Annotated in this window: 19 protein-coding genes and 1 pseudogene; 11 read left to right on the top strand and 9 right to left on the bottom strand. The window is 41.7% G+C overall.

The annotated features are described in order from the left end of the window. Positions 1-15 precede the first annotated feature (15 nt). The 3 genes from ACE1AT_RS04075 to ACE1AT_RS04065 form a co-directional block, all read right to left on the bottom strand. Entirely contained in the window at positions 16-366 is a 351-nt protein-coding gene (locus ACE1AT_RS04075; RefSeq protein WP_374866023.1) for a filamentous hemagglutinin, read from the bottom strand. Positions 367-473: 107 nt separating this feature from the next. Beyond that, complete coding sequence (locus tag ACE1AT_RS04070) at positions 474-824, bottom strand: filamentous hemagglutinin (protein ID WP_374866022.1); 351 nt, start codon at positions 822-824, stop codon at positions 474-476. Positions 825-924: 100 nt separating this feature from the next. After that, positions 925-1,275, bottom strand: coding sequence for a filamentous hemagglutinin (locus tag ACE1AT_RS04065; RefSeq protein WP_374866021.1), 351 nt, complete (start codon positions 1,273-1,275; stop codon positions 925-927). A 537-nt stretch (positions 1,276-1,812) separates the two neighbouring features. Between ACE1AT_RS04065 and ACE1AT_RS04060 the strand changes: the two genes are divergently transcribed. Continuing rightward, entirely contained in the window at positions 1,813-2,160 is a 348-nt protein-coding gene (locus tag ACE1AT_RS04060; RefSeq protein WP_374866020.1) for a helix-turn-helix transcriptional regulator, read from the top strand. 57 nt (positions 2,161-2,217) lie between these two features. On the opposite strand, the gene ACE1AT_RS04055 is transcribed toward ACE1AT_RS04060, so the two are convergent. Next, on the bottom strand, positions 2,218-2,901 hold the full coding sequence (locus tag ACE1AT_RS04055; RefSeq protein WP_374866019.1) for a polysaccharide deacetylase family protein: 684 nt from the start codon (positions 2,899-2,901) through the stop codon (positions 2,218-2,220). A 356-nt stretch (positions 2,902-3,257) separates the two neighbouring features. Here ACE1AT_RS04055 and ACE1AT_RS04050 point away from each other — a divergent pair, with 356 nt between their 5' ends. From ACE1AT_RS04050 to pgm, 5 genes are all read left to right on the top strand, one after another. After that, positions 3,258-4,133: an RnfABCDGE type electron transport complex subunit D gene (locus ACE1AT_RS04050; protein ID WP_374866018.1), complete on the top strand. Its 876-nt coding sequence runs from the start codon at positions 3,258-3,260 to the stop codon at positions 4,131-4,133. Between the two features lie 72 nt (positions 4,134-4,205). After that, positions 4,206-5,573, top strand: a complete 1,368-nt coding sequence (locus tag ACE1AT_RS04045; protein ID WP_374866017.1) for a DUF2330 domain-containing protein — start codon at positions 4,206-4,208, stop codon at positions 5,571-5,573. A 185-nt stretch (positions 5,574-5,758) separates the two neighbouring features. Continuing rightward, a complete protein-coding gene (locus tag ACE1AT_RS04040) occupies positions 5,759-6,394 on the top strand; it encodes a sigma-70 family RNA polymerase sigma factor (protein ID WP_374866016.1) in 636 nt (211 codons plus the stop codon). 17 nt (positions 6,395-6,411) lie between these two features. Next, on the top strand, positions 6,412-7,302 hold the full coding sequence (locus ACE1AT_RS04035; RefSeq protein ID WP_374866015.1) for a polyphosphate kinase 2 family protein: 891 nt from the start codon (positions 6,412-6,414) through the stop codon (positions 7,300-7,302). A 179-nt stretch (positions 7,303-7,481) separates the two neighbouring features. Further along, on the top strand, positions 7,482-9,146 hold the full coding sequence (pgm, locus tag ACE1AT_RS04030) for a phosphoglucomutase (alpha-D-glucose-1,6-bisphosphate-dependent) (protein WP_374866014.1): 1,665 nt from the start codon (positions 7,482-7,484) through the stop codon (positions 9,144-9,146). 235 nt (positions 9,147-9,381) lie between these two features. On the opposite strand, the gene ACE1AT_RS04025 is transcribed toward pgm, so the two are convergent. Next, positions 9,382-11,160, bottom strand: a complete 1,779-nt coding sequence (locus tag ACE1AT_RS04025) for a hypothetical protein (RefSeq protein ID WP_374866013.1) — start codon at positions 11,158-11,160, stop codon at positions 9,382-9,384. Positions 11,161-11,480: 320 nt separating this feature from the next. Next, entirely contained in the window at positions 11,481-12,758 is a 1,278-nt protein-coding gene (locus ACE1AT_RS04020; protein WP_374866012.1) for an ankyrin repeat domain-containing protein, read from the bottom strand. 130 nt (positions 12,759-12,888) lie between these two features. Between ACE1AT_RS04020 and ACE1AT_RS04015 the strand changes: the two genes are divergently transcribed. Then, positions 12,889-13,359: a DUF4079 domain-containing protein gene (locus ACE1AT_RS04015; RefSeq protein WP_374866024.1), complete on the top strand. Its 471-nt coding sequence runs from the start codon at positions 12,889-12,891 to the stop codon at positions 13,357-13,359. 91 nt (positions 13,360-13,450) lie between these two features. Here ACE1AT_RS04015 and ACE1AT_RS04010 read toward each other — a convergent pair whose 3' ends face one another. Then, positions 13,451-14,152 (bottom strand): DUF1997 domain-containing protein, encoded by a 702-nt coding sequence (locus ACE1AT_RS04010; protein WP_374866011.1) that lies wholly within the window; start codon positions 14,150-14,152, stop codon positions 13,451-13,453. A gap of 174 nt (positions 14,153-14,326) precedes the next feature. On the opposite strand from ACE1AT_RS04010, the gene ACE1AT_RS04005 reads away from it, so the two are divergent. Further along, the gene (locus ACE1AT_RS04005; protein ID WP_374866010.1) at positions 14,327-14,986 is read left to right on the top strand and encodes an SDR family oxidoreductase; all 660 of its coding nucleotides are present in this window, start codon (positions 14,327-14,329) and stop codon (positions 14,984-14,986) included. A gap of 108 nt (positions 14,987-15,094) precedes the next feature. Continuing rightward, positions 15,095-15,745 (top strand): glycoside hydrolase, encoded by a 651-nt coding sequence (locus ACE1AT_RS04000; protein ID WP_374866009.1) that lies wholly within the window; start codon positions 15,095-15,097, stop codon positions 15,743-15,745. Positions 15,746-15,753: 8 nt separating this feature from the next. On the opposite strand, the gene menH is transcribed toward ACE1AT_RS04000, so the two are convergent. After that, the gene (menH, locus tag ACE1AT_RS03995; protein ID WP_374866008.1) at positions 15,754-16,566 is read right to left on the bottom strand and encodes a 2-succinyl-6-hydroxy-2,4-cyclohexadiene-1-carboxylate synthase; all 813 of its coding nucleotides are present in this window, start codon (positions 16,564-16,566) and stop codon (positions 15,754-15,756) included. A 726-nt stretch (positions 16,567-17,292) separates the two neighbouring features. Between menH and ACE1AT_RS03990 the strand changes: the two genes are divergently transcribed. Continuing rightward, positions 17,293-19,734 (top strand): phosphoketolase, encoded by a 2,442-nt coding sequence (locus tag ACE1AT_RS03990; protein ID WP_374866007.1) that lies wholly within the window; start codon positions 17,293-17,295, stop codon positions 19,732-19,734. A 503-nt stretch (positions 19,735-20,237) separates the two neighbouring features. On the opposite strand, the gene ACE1AT_RS03985 is transcribed toward ACE1AT_RS03990, so the two are convergent. Further along, complete coding sequence (locus ACE1AT_RS03985) at positions 20,238-22,142, bottom strand: GTPase family protein (RefSeq protein ID WP_374866006.1); 1,905 nt, start codon at positions 22,140-22,142, stop codon at positions 20,238-20,240. A 149-nt stretch (positions 22,143-22,291) separates the two neighbouring features. Here ACE1AT_RS03985 and ACE1AT_RS03980 point away from each other — a divergent pair. After that, positions 22,292-22,528: pseudogene (locus ACE1AT_RS03980) on the top strand (Rpn family recombination-promoting nuclease/putative transposase); the annotation flags it as partial. Positions 22,529-22,660 lie beyond the last annotated feature (132 nt).

Here is a 22,660-nt window from a genome sequence, read left to right as displayed (position 1 = left end):
ATAAAACTTAAAAACTTAATAGCAGTTGTGGATACCGTTAGCAATTTCGGTGGCGTTTTGCAAAGCACCTTGGCTAGCTTGGTTGGCTACGGTGTTAGCAGTACCAACAGCAGCACCATTTTGTTCTACGTTTTGACCAGAAATTTGAGCGTTGTAGCTACCAGTACAGGAAGCGCCATTCTTAATCTTGGTGATACCTTGGATAGCTGTTTGGTCAGCGCTGTTAACAACTGTATTACCAAAACCAGCCGCCGCACCATTTTGAGTCGCATTTTGTTGGTTGCTTTGAACATCAGCCAAAGCTGCACCAGGAGCAATCATCAAACCAGCAGCCAGTAAACCGAAAGCAAAAGATTTCTTCAACATTGTTTTTTAGACCTCATTAATTGTGTGTATTGGGTGTTGCGTGTTGTGATTTTTTGTTGGGGATGAGCTACCTATCTGTTGCATCATCCCTTGAGATTTAGTAAAACTTAGTAGCAGTTGTGGATACCGTTAGCGATTTCGGTTGCGTTTTGTAGAGCGCCTTGGCTAGCTCGGTTGACTACGGTGTTAGCAGTACCAACAGCAGCACCATTTTGTTCCACGTTTTGACCAGAAATTTGAGCGTTGTAGCTACCATGACAAGAAGCACCATTCTTAATTTTGGTTATATCTTGGATATTTGTTTGAGTAGCGTCATTCACAACTGTGTTACCAACACCAACAGCCGCACCATTTTGAGTCGCATTTTGTTGGCTGTTTTGAACATCAGCCAAAGCTGCACCAGGAGCAATCATCAAACCAGCAGCCAGTAAACCGAAAGCAAAAGATTTCTTCAACATTTTTTTAGACCTTTGTGTATTGGGATTTATGTGTGTATTTTGTGTTTTCAGTTGGGATGCGCTCTTACTACCATCATCCCAATCCTGAACTCAATCAAGCTTAGTAGCAGTTGTGAATACCGTTAGCAATTTCGGTGGCGTTTTGCAAAGCACCTTGGCTAGCTTGGTTGGCTACGGTGTTAGCAGTACCAACAGCAGCACCATTTTGTGCGACGTTTTGACCAGAAATTTGAGCGTTGTAGCTACCAGTACAGGAAGCGCCATTCTTAATCTTGGTGATACCTTGGATTGCTGTTTGGTCAGCGCTGTTAACAACTGTGTTACCATAACCAGCCGCTGCACCATTTTGAGTCGCATTTTGTTGGTTGCTTTGAACATCAGCCAAAGCTGCACCAGGAGCAATCATCAAACCAGCAGCCAGTAAACCGAAAGCAAAAGACTTGTTCAACATTTTTTTAGACCTTTGTGTATAGTGTGTTGTTTGCGTGTTGTGTGTTTTTAGTTAGAGAATTTACACCTTTGACTCTTCATTCGGTTATTGATTTTTGACCTTTAGAAGTTGTTTTTGGTTTCTCTGTCGTGTTTTTGTTTTGTTAATGAGAGCTACAAAGTCTAAGTTCTCGATTCCGGATTCGTCTAAAAGATTTTTGGGAAAAAGTTTGGTTGGGCTTTATCTACCCTCAGATATAAGGAGGAGTAGAGACTAGAGATTAGGGATTCAGTGAATTTGAACAAGAGCTTTCAGAATTCCTAAGACCCAGTTACCAAGGCTTTCGCCCTTCAACTTCTACTTCAATCTCTTCTCAAAATTTATTTTGCAAGAGATGTGAGGTGGTAGTCAACCTCATACCTAATATTTTTAACCAAAAAACTTGGGTGTAGTCAAGAGCTGGGTTAAATTTTTTAGCCACTAGATTTTTTTTGATGCCAGCTACATTTTTTTGATGTTAGGATCTACGACTAAAGGTAAATCAAAAGTGCTGTGGCTGTGAAACGGAAAGCAAAACCAAACATCGCTTTTCTGCGGGAAAAAGCAGGGCTAACTCAGCTGGAGTTATCGCGTCTTGTGGGCGTGACAGAAAGCACTATTCAAAATTGGGAAAGTGGTAGAACTGGTACAGAACAAATCGAAAGAATTATTAAGTTTTGTAAAGCACTCAATTGTCAAGTAGAAGACCTAATTGAGTGTGCAAGTGCATCACAAGAGCCAGCGACAAAGCCTAGTTCCCTAAGCGATATACATAATATGTTGGGGACAGATGAACCTTCATCAACTTCCAGTCCCGATACAAAAACTGATCAAAAGTGGCAAGAGTCAAGAGTTAAGGGTCAATAGTCATTTGTCATTTGTTGATGGTTAAGAATTACTGAACATACACCTCACGCCTTCTGACTAAATTTTTAATTCCAGAGTTTGCTGCCACAATGTGTCTATAGTTACAAAGTGGTAGCCTTGTTGAAGTAATTTGGGGATAAGTAAATTAGTAATTTCGGCGACATCTTCCCCGCCACAAACACCATCATGCAAAACGATAATAGAGCCGCTTTTTACGTGTTGTAGAACTCGCTGTACTACTGTGTTAACTCCGGGTCGTACCCAATCTTCTGGTACTACAGTCCACATTACAGATCGATAATTCCACTGTTGTAATAGGTTTAATGTTTTAGGTGTAAATAAGCCGTTAGGAGGTCTAACATCACGTACTTGTGTTGGTTGCAGTTCGCAAGCATCATAAATGACGGCTTGAGTTCTTTCTAGGCTGTCTTTGAGTTCATGAGGCGAGAGTAGAGGAAAATTATGATGATAGTAACCATGCAGCCCGATCCAATGTCCGCGATCGCACACTTCTTTTGCTAGACTGGGCGAACGATTGACACAAGCACCCAACCAAAAAAAATTTGCTGTAACTTGGTAACGATCTAAAACTTCTAATAGTCGGGGTGTGTATTGCGGATGAGGACCATCATCAAACGATAGAGCGATCGCTTGAGAATTGCACTCACCTCCCCACAGACAACTCGGAAAAGTTGGTTTAAGAATGGGATGTAAAAGCGGAAATAAAGGATAAAGCTGCATTTATGAATATACGTGCTGTTAATTTCTATTTTACAAAAATTAATTTATTCACAGTGCATACCCATAATATTGCCCGCAAGCCCGTAAGTAAACTGTGCGATCGCATCAACCTGCAAACCTTAAAATGCATTTCTTAGTGTTGCATAATTGCAGGATGATTTTGGTATTTGCATGACTCAATAATCACCGTGTCTCCGTGTCTTTGCGTCTCCGCGTCAGCCTCAATCATCCCATTATTCAGCAACACCGCATTTTTCTACCTCCTTGTGTAACAAATTCTGTAACAACGCCATAGTTTTAGCTTTTACCCGTCTAGATTAGAACAAATCTAAGCATAATCCCTGAATTAACGGGTAATGGTGTTCAAAGGTATACGAGATATTCGCGATTATCAAATTCTTTTTCTGTCTTTGTTTCTAGTACTGGGAATTGGTACAAGAGATTGGACATTAAGATCAGAGTGGATTGCAGTCATAATAGTCACCTGTCTGTCAACACAATGGTTATTGTCATTGGTCATTGGTCGATTAACAAAATTTATTGGTCAAGAACAAAGGACTAATGACAAGGGACAAATAACAAATCTTCGCAGTCCTTTAATTACTGCTTTGGGACTTAGCTTATTGTTGCGGGCTGACCATTGGACAACAATGGTATTTGCAGCAGTAGTTGCGATCGCCAGTAAATTTGTCTTTAAAATAGGCGATAAACATTTTTTCAATCCTGCCAATTTTGGCATTATCTCAGCCTTAATACTCACCCCCGATGCTTGGGTTTCTCCAGGACAGTGGGGTGAAGATTGGTGGTATGGGTTGTTATTTGCTGGAACTGGTGGCTTGATTCTCAAAAGAGTCGGACGTTGGGACACGACAGCTGCTTTTTTGGGTGCATATGCTGTCTTAGAAGCAATGCGTAATTTTTATTTGGGTTGGACTTGGGATGTTTATTTGCACCGCTTAATGAGCGGATCTTTGCTACTGTTTGCCTTGTTCATGGTAACAGATCCTCGCTCAATTCCTAATGCCCGTATGGCGCGTGTAGTTTGGGCAATATGCATCGCCATATTGACTTTTATTTTACGGAATTATTTCTTTCTCTCTACTGCTGTTTTCTGGGCATTATTTACCCTAGCGCCCTTGACGGTGCTATTGGATGTGATTTGGGAAGCACCTCGTTTTGGGTGGGGGGTGGGGATGGGGGACATGGGGGACAAGGAAGAATTATTTATTTAACAAGTCTCTTCTCCATACCCGTTCCCTGATCCCTCGAATTTAATTTTGCCTAACCACTTAAGAACTTGAATTATGAAACACTTAAGATTCTTGATTTCGTTACTGCTGATATTTGCGGTTGTATTTTGTTTTGCACCTACAGCTTGGGCTTTTTGCGGTTTTTATGTTGCTAAAGCCGATACGAAATTATATAACAAGGCTTCGCAGGTGGCGATCGCACATAGTGGCGACCGCACTGTGTTGACGATGGCTAATGACTATCAAGGTGATGTGAAAGATTTTGCGATCGTTGTACCTGTACCTACTGTTATCCAAAAAGAACAAGTACGTGTTGGTAATCCTAAAATTATCGAACGTTTGGATGCTTTTAGCGCCCCGCGATTAGTAGAGTATTATGATTCTGATCCTTGCGAACCCGTATATGATCGAGTTATGCCGCAAGCTGCGCCAGTACCATCAGCAGAAAGTCAGGGACAGAGAAGAAACAGCAATGAGAATTTGGGTGTGACTGTTGAAGCACGGTTTAACGTTGGTGAATACGATATTGTCATTTTGAGTGCTAAAGAATCGGGTGGGTTGGAAACTTGGCTAATTCGTAACGGCTACAAAATTCCCAGAGGGGCGAAACAGTTACTTAAACCCTACATTCGCCAACAGATGAAGTTTTTTGTGGCTAAAGTCAATCTAGAAAAATTTGACCAGACGGGCTATCAAAACTTGCGTCCATTGCAAATATCTTACCAGTCGCCCAAATTCATGCTGCCAATTCGTTTGGGTATGATCAATGCTGCAACAGATCAAGATTTAATAGTTTATATTCTTTCGCCTAAAGGACAAGCAGAACTTACCAACTACCGCACCGTCAAAGTTCCTTCTGATGCGAATATTCCCTTGTTTATCAAAAATGAATTTGGCGAATTTTATAAATCTATGTTCCAAACTGCTTACACCAAAGAAGACCGGAAAGTAGGATTTTTAGAATACGCTTGGGATATGGGTAGTTGTGATCCCTGTTCTGCTGAACCGCTAAACTCAGAAGAACTCAAAGAAGCAGGCGTCTTTTGGTTAAATGATTTCCCTCCAAATATTAATCAGTCAGCACCTTTTCGTCCTTCCATTGTTTCCAACAACGTTTTTATCACTCGTCTCCACGTCCGCTACACCCGCGACAAATTTCCCGAAGATTTAATCTTTCAAGAAACATCTCACCGTGAAAACTTCCAAGGACGTTATATTTTGCAACATCCATTCACAGGTGAAGCAAAATGTCAAGCAGGGAGAGAATACAAACGATCTTTAGGAAAACGCTTTGAACAAGAAGCACAAACTCTTGCTAAACTAACCAATTGGAATATTCAAGATATCCGTAAAAAAATGAACCTCAACGGTCAGGTTAGTATTTCTTGGTGGCGAGTGCTTCTTTCTTGGATCGGGTTGTAGTTTAATTGGGGATCGGGCGACATCTCAATTCAAAATTCAAAATTCAAAATTGGTAAGAGGGACAAGGGGGACAAGGGGGACAAGGGGGAATTTCTCTTTCCCTTTCCCCGATCCCCTTTCCCCGATCCCAAATGCCAATTCTACGCAATACTTAGAAAAGGCTTGCTGTGTTCACGAAAAGTATTATGCAAACATTGGAGGAAAACTTACGACGCTTAGTTGATGAAGCCTGTGGACATCCGGTTGGAAGCCCGCAGCGTCAGAAACGACTGACACAAATTATTCGCTTGAGTAGTGGCAAACTTTGGAAAGAGAGTACGCCTTATTATCAAGATGCGCTGCAACAGACGTGGTTGTACTTCTGTGCCAATATTTGTAAAGCATATGATCCGACGCGGGGATCTGTGATTACCTGGTTGAATGCTTATCTGAGATGGAGACTGCAAGATTTTTACACTCAACAACGGGAGGAAAATGCTAAAAAAGCCCTTCCCAGTATTAATCAGTCTGCTTCTGGCGATCGCATTGAAACTATATATCCTGAAGATAAGTTACCTGCTTCTCCTGATGTACCTCCAATTTTAGAAACGGTGAAGTCATGGGTCCAAGAAGATATTGATGGAGAACTACGCAACCTTCATATTCAAGGACACCCCCATGTAAATTGTCAAGTGTTAATTTTGAAACGCTTACCACCAGAGGTAGGCTGGAAGGAATTATCAGCAGAATATAATTTACCAGTTTCTACTTTGAGCAGTTTTTATCAACGTCAGTGCTTACCAAGATTACGCAAATTTGCTGAAAAAGAAGGTTATTTATAGATAAAAAGATTACTGTTATGACTTACGCAGACTTCGTGACTCGCTTGAATCCCCAAACTATGATCGTCAAGCCTGGTACAAAGATCAGTATGAAAGACTTTGACCCAGACTACAAAAGCGATTTCCGAAAAAGTGAAGCCAAAGAGCTATTACAATGGGGCGTCAAGGAGTTAGCGAAGTATCAGGATATGCTTTACGCTCAAGACACTTATGCTTTGCTGATTGTGCTTCAGGCTTTAGATGCTGCTGGAAAAGATAGCACTATTAAACATGTCATGTCAGGGCTTAATCCTCAAGGTTTTCAAGTGTTTAGTTTTAAAGCCCCTTCAGCCGAGGAGCTAGATCATGATTATTTGTGGCGATCGTTCAAAGCTTTACCAGAACGGGGACGCATCGGGATTTTCAATCGTTCTTACTACGAAGAAGTGCTAGTGGTGCGTGTCCATCCAGAACTCCTCACCAAGCAAAAGCTACCTCCCCAAACAAAAGATAACCACATTTGGCAACAACGGTTTGAAGAGATAAATAACTTTGAAAAATATCTTGTTAATAATGGCATAGTAGTGCTGAAATTTTTCCTCAACGTTTCAAAAGAAGAGCAGAAAAAACGCTTTTTGAAGCGAATTGAGCTTCCTGAAAAAAACTGGAAATTTTCAACCAGTGATGCCAAAGAAGGGCAATTCTGGGATGAATATATGAAAGCCTATGAAGATGTTTTTAATCATACCAATACAGAATGGGCGCCTTGGCATATTATCCCAGCCGACCATAAATGGTTTACACGCATTTCTGTAGCTTATTTTCTCTACGAGAAAATGAAATCCCTCAACTTGGGATATCCCAAAGTCAATGAAGAACATTACAAAGAACTATTAAAAGCAAAGGAAATACTTGAAACAGAGGAGTAATTGAATTTGGACAGGAGGACACGGAGACACAAGGGACACGGGGACACGGTGAAACGAGGAATATTTTTAGAGATTCTCGGCGTCTTTCCCTCTCTTCTCTTCTATAAGGATGGTTGTTTTGGCATAGTTTCACGGTATTCTGGACGTAGCCAAACCATAGGAGCATAGGTCGAGCGCCAATGCAGACAACAGCGACAGAACAAACTAATCCCTTGGCTGGTAAACCTGCTCCAGCCGACATTTTGATTAATGTTGAACAGCTTTTGGATCAGTACTACACGGTTCACCCGGCTCCGAATAATCCACTACAACGTGTGAGTTTTGGAACATCAGGCCATCGTGGTACTTCTACCAATGGCACATTCAATGAAGACCATATTCTTGCAGTATCTCAAGCGGTTGCTGAATATCGCAAGAGCCAGGGTATTAATGGGCCGCTGTACATGGGTATGGATACACACGCCCTCTCAGCTCCTGCTCAAAAGTCTGCGTTAGAAGTCTTAGCAGTGAACAATGTAGAAGTTTATATCGCCGCAGGTGAAGGTTATGCACAATACACACCGACACCAGCAGTATCCCATGCCATCCTCACCTACAACAAAGGTAGAACTAGTAATTTAGCAGACGGGATCATTATTACCCCATCTCATAACCCCCCAAGTGATGGTGGTTTTAAATACAACCCACCTTCCGGTGGACCGGCAGAACCTGAAATTACTAAATGGATTCAAAACCGCGCCAATGAGTTGATGGCAAATAATAACCGGGATGTGAACCGAATTGCCTATGAATCGGCGCTACAAGCAGCCACGACTCACTATTTTGACTTTATTACTCCCTACGTCAACGATCTCGAAAATATTGTTGATATCGACGTAATTAGATCCTCTGGTATCCGCATCGGTGTTGATCCATTGGGTGGATCAAATATTGCCTACTGGCAACCGATCGCTGAACGTTATGGTTTAAATATTACCGTAGTTAACAACACCGTTGATCCGACTTTCCGCTTCATGAGCGTAGATTGGGACGGCAAAATCCGCATGGACTGCTCATCACCCTACGCCATGGCTGGCTTAGTCAAGTTTAAAGATGACTACGATATTGCCTTTGGTAATGACACAGACTCAGATCGCCACGGTATCGTCACCCCCAGCGTTGGATTGATGAACCCCAATCACTTTTTATCGGTAGCGATTTGGTATTTATTTACTAATCGTAGTGGCTGGCCAGCAACAAGTGCGATCGGCAAAACTTTGGTCAGTAGTAGCATGATTGACCGAGTTGGGAAAGAGATTGGACGGCAAGTTTGTGAAGTACCCGTCGGCTTTAAGTGGTTTGTAGACGGGTTGCTTGATGGTTCCTTTGGCTTTGGTGGTGAAGAAAGTGCCGGCGCTTCTTTCCTGCGTAAGGATGGAACCGTCTGGACAACAGATAAAGATGGTATAATTATGGATCTGCTTGCAGCTGAAATTACAGCACGTACAGGTAAAGATCCTGGTTTGCACTATCAAGATTTAACGGCAAAATTGGGCAAACCATTCTATAAACGGATCGATTCTCCCGCTTCGCCAGAACAAAAAGCGCGTCTAGGTAAACTCGCGCCGGAAGATGTGAAAGCCTCCACCCTGGGTGGCGATCGCATTACTGCCAAATTAACCAATGCTCCCAGTAACAACGCCCCAATTGGTGGATTGAAGGTGACAACAGAAAACGGCTGGTTTGCAGCTCGTCCCTCTGGTACAGAAAATGTATGCAAAGTCTATGCTGAAAGCTTTAAGAGCGAAGCTCACCTAGAGGAAATTTTGCAAGAGGCAACAGAAATTGTTGCAAATGTTGTTTAATTCTCACATTTGTGAGATCGCAAATACAAACAATCACCGCTCTAGAATAAAATTAGGGCGGCGATTATATCTGGAATTTTGTAAACAGCCGTGCGGCTAACATTAATTTCTTCAGCTTTTGCACGATACGCGGCGCGTTGTCTGATGGGTGAATCCCACATATAGTCAGCTTGAGAAGTCGGGGATCTTGTCTCTCGCGAATGATTTAGGAATGCTATATCAAATTAAAAGTATTTCAAACTTTTGACTTGTTTGGTTGTTGCCTGGTACGAGGTTGAGAATCCTGTGCTGCTTGTTGTGAAAACTGCTGAGGAGTCTCAGTAGCAGGTTGGGAAGTGCCTTTAATTGCTCCCCGATAAATCAATGCACCTACAGTTTCCAGTCCAAAACCCCAACTTTTTGGTAAATTATCATCACCGTCATTTTGTCCTAAATCTATGTAAATACGCGGTGGTACAAAGTATTTTAAGTCGCTATTTACTACCAGACTATCTGCTTTTTCCATGATTGCATCGAAAGTACTATCAAATTCTGCATCGCTATCGTATTGCTGTTGTAATTTTGCTTGCACAAATTTGATAAATTCGCGAACCGCAGGTATTCTGGGATCTTCTTGGGGTTGAGGTTCGGGTTGAGGTTCGGGCTGAGGGATAGGTTGGGGACTTGGTTGAGGAGAAGTGTTAGGAGTATTATTTGCAGATTTCTTACCAGAAGCGGGAGGATTTGGGGGTTCTGGCGCAGGTACTACTATTGGTGGTACGGGTGCAGGTACAGGTTGGGGATTATAAACACCAATACCTAATTGCCTCATAATCAAAGGCTCTATATATCCAAACAGTTTAACTTGTGCTTGCACTATTTTTGGATTGTTCTTGGCTTTACTGCGGGGAAGCAATGTACGGAAAGCACGACGCAGTACTTGCGATAATTTAAAAGGTGGAAAAGGAATACTGTTGGGATCAATATTTTGTCCATGCTTAGACATTAGTACATCTAAAGGTGGTAAATCTGCTGGTACTAATGGCATCTGAATATTAAAAGCTTTAAATTGCGGATTACCGGTTTTGAAGCTGAGAATATTTTCTCGTCTATGATTTTGATGTTCTTGGAATTTAAGTATCTCTAATGCTTTTGCTTCATCGCCATCTAAGAGCAAAGTCAAACCTTGCTTGTTAAAAGGGTAAACAGGTGTATTCAGGCTAATATAAATAAACTCCGCACAGTAGGCTGTATTTTCTGGACGGCTAAGAAATTCTAGTGCTTCTGGATCACCAAGGCTAGCAAGGGCGCAATTTTGCAAAAATTCTTTAAGTGTGGAGCGGGAGCAAACACGGGTAGGATCACCACCATTAAAATCATTAGCCGCAAATTGCACAAATGGATTAATTAATGCCATCCAACAGATGATACTGTCAGTATAACCACGAGATTGTTCTGGCGTGACAAACTCAGGAAACACTAAACGTTGGGCAACAGCCACAAAGCCATCGTTACCATACATCCCATTGTGATACATATCAGGTTCGTTGAAGCTGGCAAATGCTCTTTCCCCTGCAAAGTTCTGGGCTGGTACGATCGCACCAGAGTGGTGTCCCTCATTTTTGATGAAAATCTCCATCAACTCATACTGTTCCTGATCATTGGGAGGCCAGCGCAAATCAATTACCTTACCATACCTGTCTTTATTGTATTGAAAAGTACAAACTAAAAGACCGTATTTATCTAGAAACTTGAGAACATCTTCGTAGCCAGAGACTATATTACCTTGGGGATCTGAAACTTGCGGTTGATCGGAAATACCAATAAATCCTGGAACTTTAATAGTTTCCGCATCCACAAAACTCTCATTATCTACAATTACCATCTTGTAGAATAAGCGTTTGATATCTTTAAGCGGTAAGCCTCCCTGATCATCTGGCCCTCTAAAAGCATTGAAATAATTTAAATCTACTTCTTCTGGCGATCGCAAAGGCAAGCGATCATTGTTTTCTAGTGAAGAATTATTTTCGCTCATAGTTTTGTGTTTGTAGGAATTATGTATTGGGTGTAAGCAAAACTAACTTATGCACACAAAAGAACTATCTTTTGGTGTAATTTTTACATGCAATCAAAAGAAAGTCTCAATTTTTACTTTTTTTTTCAGTATTCTGTTTTGAAATTAGGGTTTGGGGAAGGTAGGGGTCCCCTTTGGGTATAAGGGGCAGGTGGGGTCCCCTCTGGGGATAAGGGGTAATGGGGATTGGGGATGAATCAGTTAACAGTTAACAGTGAGCAGTTTAATTTGATAACTGATAACTGATAACTGATAACTGATAAGTCTCCCTTGTCCCTTATTCAATCCACCGTCCCGGCTGCTCGCAACAGGTGTGCTATATCTCGATAACCATTAAACTCTGCTAACATCAAAGCTGTATAGCCGCCTTGATTTTTTAAATTTACGTCTGCACCTGCTTGTAACAATAGTTGCACAGTTTTTGTATAACTCCGTGAAGTTGCCCACATTAAGGCTGTTGCTTTGGCTGAGTCTTGAAAATTGACATCTGCACCTTTGGCTAGTAGCTGCTGGATAACGCCAGTGCGATCGCGTTCTGCGGCTTTGATTAACGGTGTTTTACCGTCATCTGCGGGGATGTTGGGATTAGCACCAAACTCTAACAATATCTGTACTATTTCACTGTGTCCTTGGGTGACTGCCAACGTTAGAGGTAGTTCACCAAAGTTTCTCACATTTGCATCTGCTCCGTACCGCAGTAGCATTTCGACTATTTGGTTGTGTCCTTGTAATGCTGCAACAAGCAAAGGTGTATCGCCGAGGTTATTTCTCATTTGCACATTTGCACCCCGGCTGAGTAATACTTCCACTACATCGGTATAACCTTCCACAACCGCTAGGTGCAAAGCAGTTTCACCATCTTGATCTGGGAAATTGACATCAGCGCCTGCATCTAGTAAACAGGCTGCGATCGCACTATGTCCAGCTGCAACTGCTGCTGATAGTGCCGTGGTGCGATCGCGATTTTGCAGTTTCGCATCTGCTCCCGCTGCCAACAATGCTTGTACAATGGGCAAATCTCCCAAATCTGCTGCTAGCATCAACGGGGTTTCACCTTCTTCATCCTGGGCATTAATATCTGTACTGACTGATACAATTGCTTGCACAACAGCAACATGTCCTTGCTTGAGTGCTACTTTCAAAGCAGTATCATCATCGTTATCTTTGACATTGACATCTGCACCCGCAGCTAGTAAGACTTGTACCACCTCCGCATACCCTTTAAGTGCTGCTGCCATCAAAGCCGTACTACCATCTTCATTAGTAGCATTAACATCTGCACCCCTAGATACTAAAAGTCGCACAATGTCAAGACTCTTAGCACTCGCAGCCAACATCAAAGCTGTTAAACCGTAGCGTTTTCTGTGTAAATTGAGATTAGCCCCATAATTGAGAAGCGATCGCGCAATTTCCGTATAGCCAAAATTAGCAGCAAACATCAACGCCGTTGTACCTTCGCGATCGCTCACATCAGGTGCTGCACCCGCAGCCAGTAGCGCCTGCACTTGCTTAATATCACCAGTTTTAACAGCCTTTAGCAGTAAAGCGTCATTGGTCATTGGTCATTGGTCATTGGTCATTAGAGACGCGATTAATCGCGTCTCTACAATAGTCCATCGTCAAGGGTCAAGAGTCAATAATAAAGGTTATGCTAATTTTTATGAAGATTTAAGAATAGGGGCAAAGGCAATGAATCTGGAATTATCACCATCGGTAAAATACTGGTCGCAGTTTTTCCACCCAATCATGATGTGGGCGTTATTACTAGTATCTGTATATGCTGCCTATTTAGGGCTGCAAGTACAGCGTACCAGAAATTCCCAAGGTGAACAAAAGAAAGAATTGATTAAAGGTAGATACAACGTCAGACACTACCAAATCGGTTCTATACTATTGGCATTTATGGTGGCAGGCTCTATTGGTGGGATGGCTGTCACCTACATTAATAATGGTAAGTTGTTCGTGGCCCCACACCTACTAGCAGGGCTGGGTATGACTGGTACAATTGCCTTTTCTGCTGCTTTATCTCCCTATATGCAAAAAGGGGCAAATTGGGCCCGTGTTACTCATATTTTGCTGAACTTTACCCTTTTGGGTCTGTTTACTTGGCAAGCCATCACAGGTATGCAAATTGTGCAAAAAATTCTGACTAATGCTTAGTCAATAGTCAAGGGTCAATGGTCAATAATCAAGGATCAAGGGTAAAAACTTTGGACTATTGAAAATTGACTCTGGACTATTGACTCTTGACTCATTTATTTTTATTGACATTGGCTGGTAATTCTATACCCAAAGACTGATGAAAATCTTCTTGAACTTTGCGAGTTAAGCGACGGGAGACTTGGCGGATAATTTGATGAAGTACGCGATCGCCTGTAGATTGAACTAAAGATTTGGGTAGTCGCTGAATAAACTTAGGAAAGTTGATGTAGACTTTTAAATCCAATTCCCACTCTACTGTTGTTATTTCACTGGAAATAGTAGAAATTGAGGATTCTTGAATTTCTATTAGCTGTAGCGAAGAATTATAGTCTACTTCATAACCAGGAGCTTGATAACCGGGAATCGGAACTGTACGAATGCGGTAAACACGATCCTCTGGAGGAAGCAGTTCTAAACCAACTTTTGGTTCCACTTCATAACCAAAAGACCCAAAGCGACCAATTACCAACGTATAACCATTTTCCCCCAGTGATTCTACTTTCATCGGTTCGGCACAACGGGAAAACCAACTAGCATGATTATCTAAATACTCAGCAACTGTGTCAGCAGAAGCATACATTTCCATCTTGTCTTGATAACGACCGCAAAACATCGTAGTTGTGCCTACAGAGTTCTCTATATGTACTACTTCATTTTCTGCGATCGATGATGCCACAGACAAAACAACTTCTGTTGATTCTAAGGACTCAAATGATTCTATAGATTGATATTCTTGGTTTTTTGAAAGCATAAGATTTTTGTATATTTTTTTATTTGTCTAAATTAATATTTCCCGAAGTAAGTGCAAGATTTCGTACTGGATGTACATTTTGACCGAAAACTTAAAAATAAATCATAAATTTCATCGAATCTCTACAATAGAGACAGAAATAAGACATACTAGTTTCCCAGGATAACGTAGAAAATGAAAGCTTTTGTCGCAGGAGCAACAGGAGAAACAGGTCGTCGCATCGTACAAGAACTGATGGCGCGAAATATTCCGGTTCGCGCTTTGGTGCGCGATGTCGAGAAAGCAAGGAGTATTTTGCCTGGTGAAGTAGAGTTAGTAAAAGGTGATGTGTTAGATCAACAAAGTCTAGCTGCTGCTTTGGGAGATAGTACAGTTGTTTTATCTGCCACAGGAGCAAAACCTAGCTTTGATCCTACAGGCCCCTATAAAGTAGATTACGAAGGGAATAAAAATTTAGTCGATGCTGCCAAAGCTAAGGGAATAGAACATTTTGTCATGGTTTCTTCTTTGGCTGCTTCGCAATTTTTCCATCCTCTAAACTTGTTCTGGCTAATTTTGGTGTGGAAAAAACAAGCTGAGGAATATGTGCAAAAAAGTGGTTTGACTTACACAATTGTCAGACCAGGTGGTCTTAAGAATGAAGACAATACTGATTCCATCGTCATGCAAAATGCGGATACTTTGTTTGACGGTAGTATTCCTCGACAAAAAGTTGCTCAAGTTTGCATAGAAGCCTTATTTGAGCCAGCAGCACGAAATAAAATTGTAGAGGTTGTAGCAAAACCAGAAGCTGCATCGAAAAGCTTTGGCGAGTTATTTGCAGGTGTGGTTTGAAACAAAATTTAATTGTCATTAGTCATTAGTCATTTGTCATTTGTAAGATCAATTATTAGTGACCAATGACTAATGACCAATTTGTGAAGGAGTTGAACTCTGAAAGGCTTGCAATTTAAAGGCGTTGAAAAATTCATTGGGCCACTGGCTGCTTTACTAATCTTTGTGTATTTATTCCAGTGGTATGTTGTCGGTGATTTGCGATCGCGTCGTGATCCTATATTTAGTAACAGACAACCACCCTTAGTGATGAAAGGTGGTGATCCCTATATCCGCGCCTTAATGCGAACTATCTCAGCTAGTGAAGCTAGTGGTAATCGTCCTTACTCGCTTTTGTATGGTGGAGAACATGTTAATGATCTCAGTCGCCATCCACAAAAGTGTGTGACAATTGTTGTCGGTCCCAACAAAGGTAATTGTTCGACAGCCGCCGGGAGATACCAAATCATCAACACAACTTGGTTTGCGATCGCACCCAAATATCATCCAAAACCAATGCGAATGATGTTTTGGGTTCATTACAGTTTTGAACCAGAATATCAAGATACAGTTGTACATAGTTGGTTGAATGATTCTCAATTTTGGGGAGTGAATATTTCCCAGTTACTACGTCAGGGAAAAATAAATGATGTTTTGCGGCGACTATCTCCCACCTGGACAAGTTTAGGATATGGTATTGAAACTAATTCTGTGAGTCCTCTTTTACCTAAGATTTATCAGAAAATGCTACAGGAAGAATTAAAAAGTGCTAAGGGGTGAAATACTAACTATGTATTCAGAAAAATCTTAATATTCTCTACAAAATCCTTTGGCTTTTCAAAATGAATATTATGACTGGCATTACTAACTATTTTTAGCTGGCAATATTGACATATTTTAGCCATTTGTTGATTGATATCTATAAACTTTTCATCATTTTCACCAACTAGTAATAATAAATCATTGACATTATCTTTGAGTTTTTCCCATAAAGAAGGTTGACAGCCAGTACCCATAAACCGTAGGGACTTCGCTAATTCTATAGAGTTATTTTGTGTTCTGATTTCTAGCAAATGCTGAAATTGTGGATGATTTTTGATATTCCCAAAAATTGGCTGTTGATACCAATTTCGTAAAAAAGCGATAAAATCATTTTTGTCAAGACACCTTTCTAGTTTTCTCGCAATTTGTCCATCCCGTTTGATTCTTTCTTGACGTTCTGCTGCTGTTCGTAAACCAGGAGACGCAGATTCTAGAACAACTTTAGGAAATCTATGGGGAAAATACAAAGTGAGATATAAAGCTAATCTACCACCCATAGAATAACCAACTAAAAAGCATTGATTAATTTGTAAATAATCTAATAATTCAATTAAAGCCTGAGCAGTGTTTGTCATTGTGTAGAAATCTTCACTTCCCAAAACTTTTGTATTTCCATGTCCTGGTAAATCCACTGTTAGACAAGAAAAATCATGATTTAGCAATTGTATGGCTTCATCAAATTCATGGCTGTCACCCATAAACCCATGCAAAAAAAGGATTACAGCCTGAGTGCGATCGCCATCGCAAGAATAATAAAATTGGTAATTTGCTATTGTCATAACTATTGTATTATTTTAAGTTTGTAGTGAGGACTTTAGTCCTCAAAATCAAGGCTAGAGCCGCTTATTACAAACAAAAGATAAGAATTGTCTGTGACAAAGATTTTAATTAAAAAATTGAAAATTTTTGGTTAAGAAAAGCTTATCACATAAGATTACTTGATAATTATCATTACCCTGATTAAAATATTTTAATAAAAATTACACCAGTTCTTGGCAATATTTAAATATTTAGTAGTTTATCTGCCTTGGGCGAACTTAAAAAATAAATTAGAGACAAGATCCCCAACTTCTTCAATAATTCTAGGATCTGAGCTTTGTGATTCGCATAAATCATATAGGATTGCGCTTGATAGAATAAGAGCGTTTGCTTGTCGTTAACCTAGATCAGGAACAAATAATTAAAGCAAGCAGTTGAGTGAGGCGTATTTACCTATTTAATTAGGCAAAGATTTCGTCTTTCCTGCATTATTTCTATCTAAAGATAGTTAAGATTTTCTTCCTGAAAGTGCAATCACTACAAAAGCATTCTTAATTGCAATGCTAGGTAAGTCGGCTTGAATAAACATAACGCGAGTTACGAAAAGTAAACATGCACCAAACTCTGACCAATGGCAAACGACAACCCTAACTAGTAGAGACGCGCCATGGCTCGTCTCTACATTGTGCCGACTTACTTAGAGATTTAATTACGAATTCCAAATTAAATTACAAAGGTGCAAAAAAATGGTAGCAACACCCCAAAAACCAACCTCCGAAGAAATTAACTCTATTAGCTGTTACGGTAAAGCACGATCAACAGTTGAGGGTGCGCCCATCAATTCTGATGAACTCCGCAAGATGCACGCCTTCTGGCGTGCAGCCAACTATTTAGCTGTGGGGATGATTTATCTGCGGGATAACCCATTGCTAAAAGAGCCTCTCAAACCTGAACATATCAAACACCGCTTGCTGGGACATTGGGGTTCTAGTCCAGGAATCAGTTTTCTTTACACCCACCTTAACCGGGTGATCAAAAAATTTGATCAGGACATGTTGTATATAGTAGGGCCTGGTCACGGTGCGCCTGGATTCCTTGGACCTTGCTATTTAGAGGGTAGCTATTCCAACTACTTTTCCGACTGTAGCGAAGACGAAGAGGGAATGAAGCGGTTTTTCCAGCAATTCTCTTTCCCTGGTGGAGTTGGTAGTCATTGTACTCCTGAAACTCCTGGTTCTATTCACGAAGGGGGCGAACTCGGTTACAGTCTATCCCATGCTCATGGTGCTGCATTTGATAATCCCAACCTGATTGTTGCAGCACTCGTTGGAGACGGAGAAGCCGAAACTGGGCCTTTAGCAACTTCTTGGCATTCTAACAAATTCATCAATCCCATTCGCGACGGTGCAGTGTTACCGATTTTGCACCTGAATGGCTACAAGATTAATAATCCTACCATTTTGTCTCGTGTCAGCCACACAGAACTAGAAGATTTGTTTAAGGGCTATGGCTACACTCCCTACTTTGTGGAAGGATCTGATCCTGAAAGTATGCATCAAGCAATGGCTGCAACACTGGATCATTGCATATCAGAAATTCACAAAATTCAGCAGGAAGCTCGTAGTAGTGGTGTTCCGAGTCGTCCTCGCTGGCCAATGATTGTGATGCGTACTCCCAAAGGTTGGACTGGTCCCCAAGAAGTAGACGGACACAAAGTAGAAGGTTTCTGGCGCGCTCATCAAGTACCGATGGGAGGAATGCATAATAATCCAGAGCATCTGAGACTTTTGGAAGAATGGATGCACAGCTACAAGCCAGAAGAACTCTTTGATGCCAATGGTACTTTAGTAGCAGAAATCAAAGATACTGCACCCACTGATTTAAAACGTTTGGGATCAACTCCTTATGCAAATGGTGGTGTGTTACGCCGCTCTCTGAAATTACCCGACTACCGCAAGTATGGCGTTGATCTGGAAAAACCTGGACAAATTCAGGCGGAAAATACCAAACCTCTGGGTGTTTTCCTGCGTGATGTCATGAAGGCCAATATGAACAGTTTCCGGGTATTTGGGCCTGACGAAAACACCTCTAATAAGCTGAGTGCGATTTACGAAGCCAGCAAAAAGTTCTGGATTGCAGGGTATTTACCCGAAGATGCTGACGGTGGTGAACTTTCTCCCGATGGTCGCGTCATGGAGATGCTGAGTGAACACACCTTGGAAGGTTGGCTAGAAGGCTATTTGCTCACTGGTCGTCATGGTTTCTTCTCCACCTACGAAGCCTTTGCTCATATCATTGACTCAATGGTCGGTCAGCACGCCAAATGGCTAGAAATTTCCAATCATATTAGTTGGCGAGCAAATGTTTCGTCGCTCAACATCCTGATTACTTCTACGGTTTGGCGACAAGACCACAATGGCTTCACTCACCAAGATCCGGGTTTTTTGGATGTGATACTCAACAAGACTCCAGAGGTGGTTCGCATCTATCTTCCGCCTGATGTCAACTCACTGCTGTCAGTTGCTGATCACTGTCTGCGGAGCGAAAACTATATTAATGTGATCGTGTCTGACAAACAACTACATTTGCAGTATCATGACATAGAAACTGCGATCCGTAATTGTACCAAGGGTATAGATATTTGGGAGTGGGCGAGTACAGATGCTGGTGAAGAACCAGATGTAGTACTGGCGTGTGCGGGTGATATTCCGACTTTAGAAGCACTTGCAGCATCGGTTTTGTTGAGAGATAATTTCCCTGACTTGAAAATTCGGTTTGTGAACGTGATTGACTTGTTTAGGTTACAACCGGATACAGAACATCCCCACGGTTTGAGCGATCGCGATTTTGATAGTCTATTTACTCTCGATAAACCAGTGATCTTTAACTTCCACGGCTATCCCTGGTTAATTCACCGCCTAGCTTACCGTCGTCACAACCACAACAATATGCACGTGCGTGGTTACAAAGAAAAAGGTAATATTAACACACCATTAGAGCTAGCGATCCAAAATCAAATTGATCGTTTTAGTATTGCGATCGATGTTATTGATCGGATTCCTAAACTCAAAGTTGCAGGCGCTCATGTCAAAGAAATGCTCAAAGATGAGCAAATTTCTTGCCGTAACTACGCCTACGAACACGGAATGGATAAGCCCGAAATCGTCAATTGGAAGTGGCCATACTAATACAATACGGTTCAGTTAAGAAGAAATGTAGGTTGGGTTGAGCGCAAGCGAAACCCAACAAAGCCTTGATAATGTTGGGTTACTCTGCGATCAGCCGCGCAGGGCGCGTCTACATTCCTCAAACGCCAGGTGCTACAACTCTTGGGACCCCCGCAACGCACTGGCTCCCCAACCTACGCTAGTTTTAGTTTTTAGCCTTAACTGAACCGTATTGCATACTATAGCGTTTCCTAAGCAACTGAGGTATACCCCAATCCTTCTTAATAAAGTTAATAGCTTTGAAAACGTACCTCACTAGGTCGAGAACCGCTATAATACTCCACCACATGGGCAAATTGGTCATGGGGCATGAATCAGTTATCAGTGATCAGTGATCAAATTAAACTGGTAACTGGTAACTGTTAACTGGTAACTGTTAACTGATAACTGAGAAGTTGTCCTCCTTGTCTCCCTTGTCCCCATTTGGGGACTTGGGGTTAGAGAAATTTTAAAAATCAGATGTATTAATGCACACTCAAATAATAGCCAAAGCGCTGTCGTAATTGTTCTACGTTCAAATTCTGAGTCCAGTATTCTATTAATGCATGACCAAAAGCCCTAGCATTTTGATCAGGTGAGCCAGAGTTTTCCAATAGTAACGGCCACAAAGCTAATAAATCAAACTTCAGTGTTTTATCGGTACTGGAGAGTAAAAATAAGTCATATCCCATCTGCAATTTACCAATCACAATTGGTAGCTGTTCAGCGGGGATTTTCTGTGCAAGCAGATTCGCCAAAGTGGGAGATCCAGTTGACAGGGTAGAAATAAATTGGAGAATTGGACTTTTGAGTAATGCTGTCAGTCCTTGAGTTGTTGCCATTTGGAAGGTGTAGTGGTCGATGATTTTAGCAGCAGCAACAGTTCTAGCCTCTAGGTTACGCAAAAACCGAGCTAGACGCAATTGTTTGGCTGGTGCGATCGCATCAATTAACACCAAAGATAAGGCATCTATCCCCCAAGCACTCCGATTTGTGTTGCTGTCTCCCGTCACCACTGGCAAAACTCGGTTACAAAAATCACCCAACTGTTGAGCGCGATACTGCGTTGCTTCCCGAATTGCCACTTCTTTTGGTCGTTCTCCCCATTGCCAATCATAGGGGGGTTGCCATTCGCGGATCGGACGCAGGCGGTCAACTTGGGTAACAATGGCAATTGCAGGCAAGTCTGCAACTTCTTCTTTCATGTCTTGCAGAAAGTCCACATCCATTTGCAGAGCCGGATCAAGGGCTGGGGTGACTAGTAGCAGCAAGTCTGCATTATTGGCATAATCAAGCACAAGTGTTCTTAAGTCATTACGGTTGACTTGTTCGTAACCAGGCGTATCCCAAAGGTTTAAGCTTGCGCCTTCTGGTGCTTGCCAGTGATAATTCTGAATTTTATCAGTGCTAGGTAATACATCAACTGCTGCTAAATCTGCTTGAAATAGGGTATTAATCAAGCTGCTTTTCCCGGCTCCAGTTCGTCCTACTAATAAAATATTTACGGGTTTTTGCTCGACGACTTCGACGGGTTCGGCTTGGGCGAGGATGTCTCGCAAAGTTTGGGTTTTGCTAGTGGTGGGAGGTGGCGGAATCACAGCAGATTCGACAACAGGTAATTTACCACTATAGAGAGCGATCGCCTGCTGACACAGATTTCTCAGTGCTGCTTCTCTGAGTAACTGGCTTAAATTTACCAGTAGTTGCTGATTTGCTTGGTTACTGTAACCTTGACTGGCTTGGTTTGCAATTGCTGCGACTGGATTTAAGAGCCACTGTGCCAAGTTCCAAGCTCGTAATAGTTTCTTGGCTGAAGGTTCCAATTTCTGGTACATTTCATAAGCTTGGAATGCTTGCCCAACTGTAACTTGATTCAGAGCCGGAGATAATTTTTGCATCCACTGATCCATGGCATCTACCGTACCTCGAATCAAAGTGTAAGCTTGAGGAACATAGATATTCAACAGAGGATATTTAACTTCTGGATAATAAATATTGGCAATGGCAACAACAAGGGCTTGACAACGCTGCCAAAATGTTTGCCAATCTTCCCAAATCGGGCGATCGCTCCCTGATGCTTGCAGTATTTCTTGGAGTGCGGCTTCAGCTTGCTTGGTTGTATCAGTTTGCTCTGAAGGAATTATATCACCCGTGGCAGACTCTAATTCTTTGCTCACCTCTGCCATCACAGATTCTACTTGCGCGATCGCAGGGCGAGTCCATTGTACCAGCAGCCAACGCCAGCCGACAAACACCAGGATAAACACACCCCAAATCCAGTTCAGCCCCCACTGGTGAATTTGCAACCCTGCTGATACCAGTAAGAAAGTGATGATGGTTGCGATGGGAGTTGCTAAGACGAGCCATTGCCAAAATTTTAGTCGCACCATTGCCCTATACCTATCCAAATAGGAGCTTTTGTATTACTATTTATCGTATCTAATTGCGATCGCCCTCCAAAACCTTCAATTGCAGATGGGCTGTGAAAGTGTGGTAATTTAAAAAATCAACATAACTCTGCATTGAAATACACCGATTAGTGAAAACAGACAGCATATTTTATCGCCTATTTCAAGAATTCCCCGATATATTCTTTGAATTAATTGGTAATTCTCCCGAAAATGCCACAGGGTATGAATTCTCATCAGTTGAAATCAAACAAACCGCTTTCCGAATCGATGGTGTATTTCTTCCGGAAACAGAAGAAAGCCCAATTTATTTCGCAGAAGTCCAGTTTCAAGCAGACTCAGGAATTTACTCGCGGCTGTTTACCAAAAACCTGGGTCTAAAGCCTCGTCCTTCTAGGACGACTTTGATGATATTATGTTTTTAGCGGTAAAGCGCACAGATAAAAAACGAAGTAGGTCAAGTGGACAACTCCTGATCCAGAACCCTGGTAGTATAAATC

This window comes from Pelatocladus sp. BLCC-F211 (assembly GCF_041928655.1).
Lineage (GTDB): Bacteria > Cyanobacteriota > Cyanobacteriia > Cyanobacteriales > Nostocaceae > Pelatocladus.
This window is presented reverse-complemented; position numbering and strand designations above follow the sequence as displayed.

What these genes read in the sequence shown, in the direction of transcription:
- ACE1AT_RS04065 (WP_374866021.1), bottom strand. Translation starts at nt 1,275, where the DNA reads ATGTTGAACAAGTCTTTTGCTTTCGGTTTACTGGCTGCTGGTTTGATG.
- ACE1AT_RS04010 (WP_374866011.1), bottom strand. Translation starts at nt 14,152, where the DNA reads ATGCTTTCAAAAAACCAAGAATATCAATCTATAGAATCATTTGAGTCC.
- ACE1AT_RS04035 (WP_374866015.1), top strand. Translation starts at nt 6,412, where the DNA reads ATGACTTACGCAGACTTCGTGACTCGCTTGAATCCCCAAACTATGATC.
- ACE1AT_RS04005 (WP_374866010.1), top strand. Translation starts at nt 14,327, where the DNA reads ATGAAAGCTTTTGTCGCAGGAGCAACAGGAGAAACAGGTCGTCGCATC.
- ACE1AT_RS04055 (WP_374866019.1), bottom strand. Translation starts at nt 2,901, where the DNA reads ATGCAGCTTTATCCTTTATTTCCGCTTTTACATCCCATTCTTAAACCA.
- ACE1AT_RS04025 (WP_374866013.1), bottom strand. Translation starts at nt 11,160, where the DNA reads ATGAGCGAAAATAATTCTTCACTAGAAAACAATGATCGCTTGCCTTTG.
- ACE1AT_RS03990 (WP_374866007.1), top strand. Translation starts at nt 17,293, where the DNA reads ATGGTAGCAACACCCCAAAAACCAACCTCCGAAGAAATTAACTCTATT.
- ACE1AT_RS04045 (WP_374866017.1), top strand. Translation starts at nt 4,206, where the DNA reads ATGAAACACTTAAGATTCTTGATTTCGTTACTGCTGATATTTGCGGTT.
- ACE1AT_RS04070 (WP_374866022.1), bottom strand. Translation starts at nt 824, where the DNA reads ATGTTGAAGAAATCTTTTGCTTTCGGTTTACTGGCTGCTGGTTTGATG.
- ACE1AT_RS04040 (WP_374866016.1), top strand. Translation starts at nt 5,759, where the DNA reads ATGCAAACATTGGAGGAAAACTTACGACGCTTAGTTGATGAAGCCTGT.
- pgm (WP_374866014.1), top strand. Translation starts at nt 7,482, where the DNA reads ATGCAGACAACAGCGACAGAACAAACTAATCCCTTGGCTGGTAAACCT.
- ACE1AT_RS04050 (WP_374866018.1), top strand. Translation starts at nt 3,258, where the DNA reads ATGGTGTTCAAAGGTATACGAGATATTCGCGATTATCAAATTCTTTTT.
- ACE1AT_RS04075 (WP_374866023.1), bottom strand. Translation starts at nt 366, where the DNA reads ATGTTGAAGAAATCTTTTGCTTTCGGTTTACTGGCTGCTGGTTTGATG.
- ACE1AT_RS03985 (WP_374866006.1), bottom strand. Translation starts at nt 22,142, where the DNA reads ATGGTGCGACTAAAATTTTGGCAATGGCTCGTCTTAGCAACTCCCATC.
- ACE1AT_RS04020 (WP_374866012.1), bottom strand. Translation starts at nt 12,758, where the DNA reads ATGACCAATGACGCTTTACTGCTAAAGGCTGTTAAAACTGGTGATATT.
- ACE1AT_RS04015 (WP_374866024.1), top strand. Translation starts at nt 12,889, where the DNA reads ATGAATCTGGAATTATCACCATCGGTAAAATACTGGTCGCAGTTTTTC.
- menH (WP_374866008.1), bottom strand. Translation starts at nt 16,566, where the DNA reads ATGACAATAGCAAATTACCAATTTTATTATTCTTGCGATGGCGATCGC.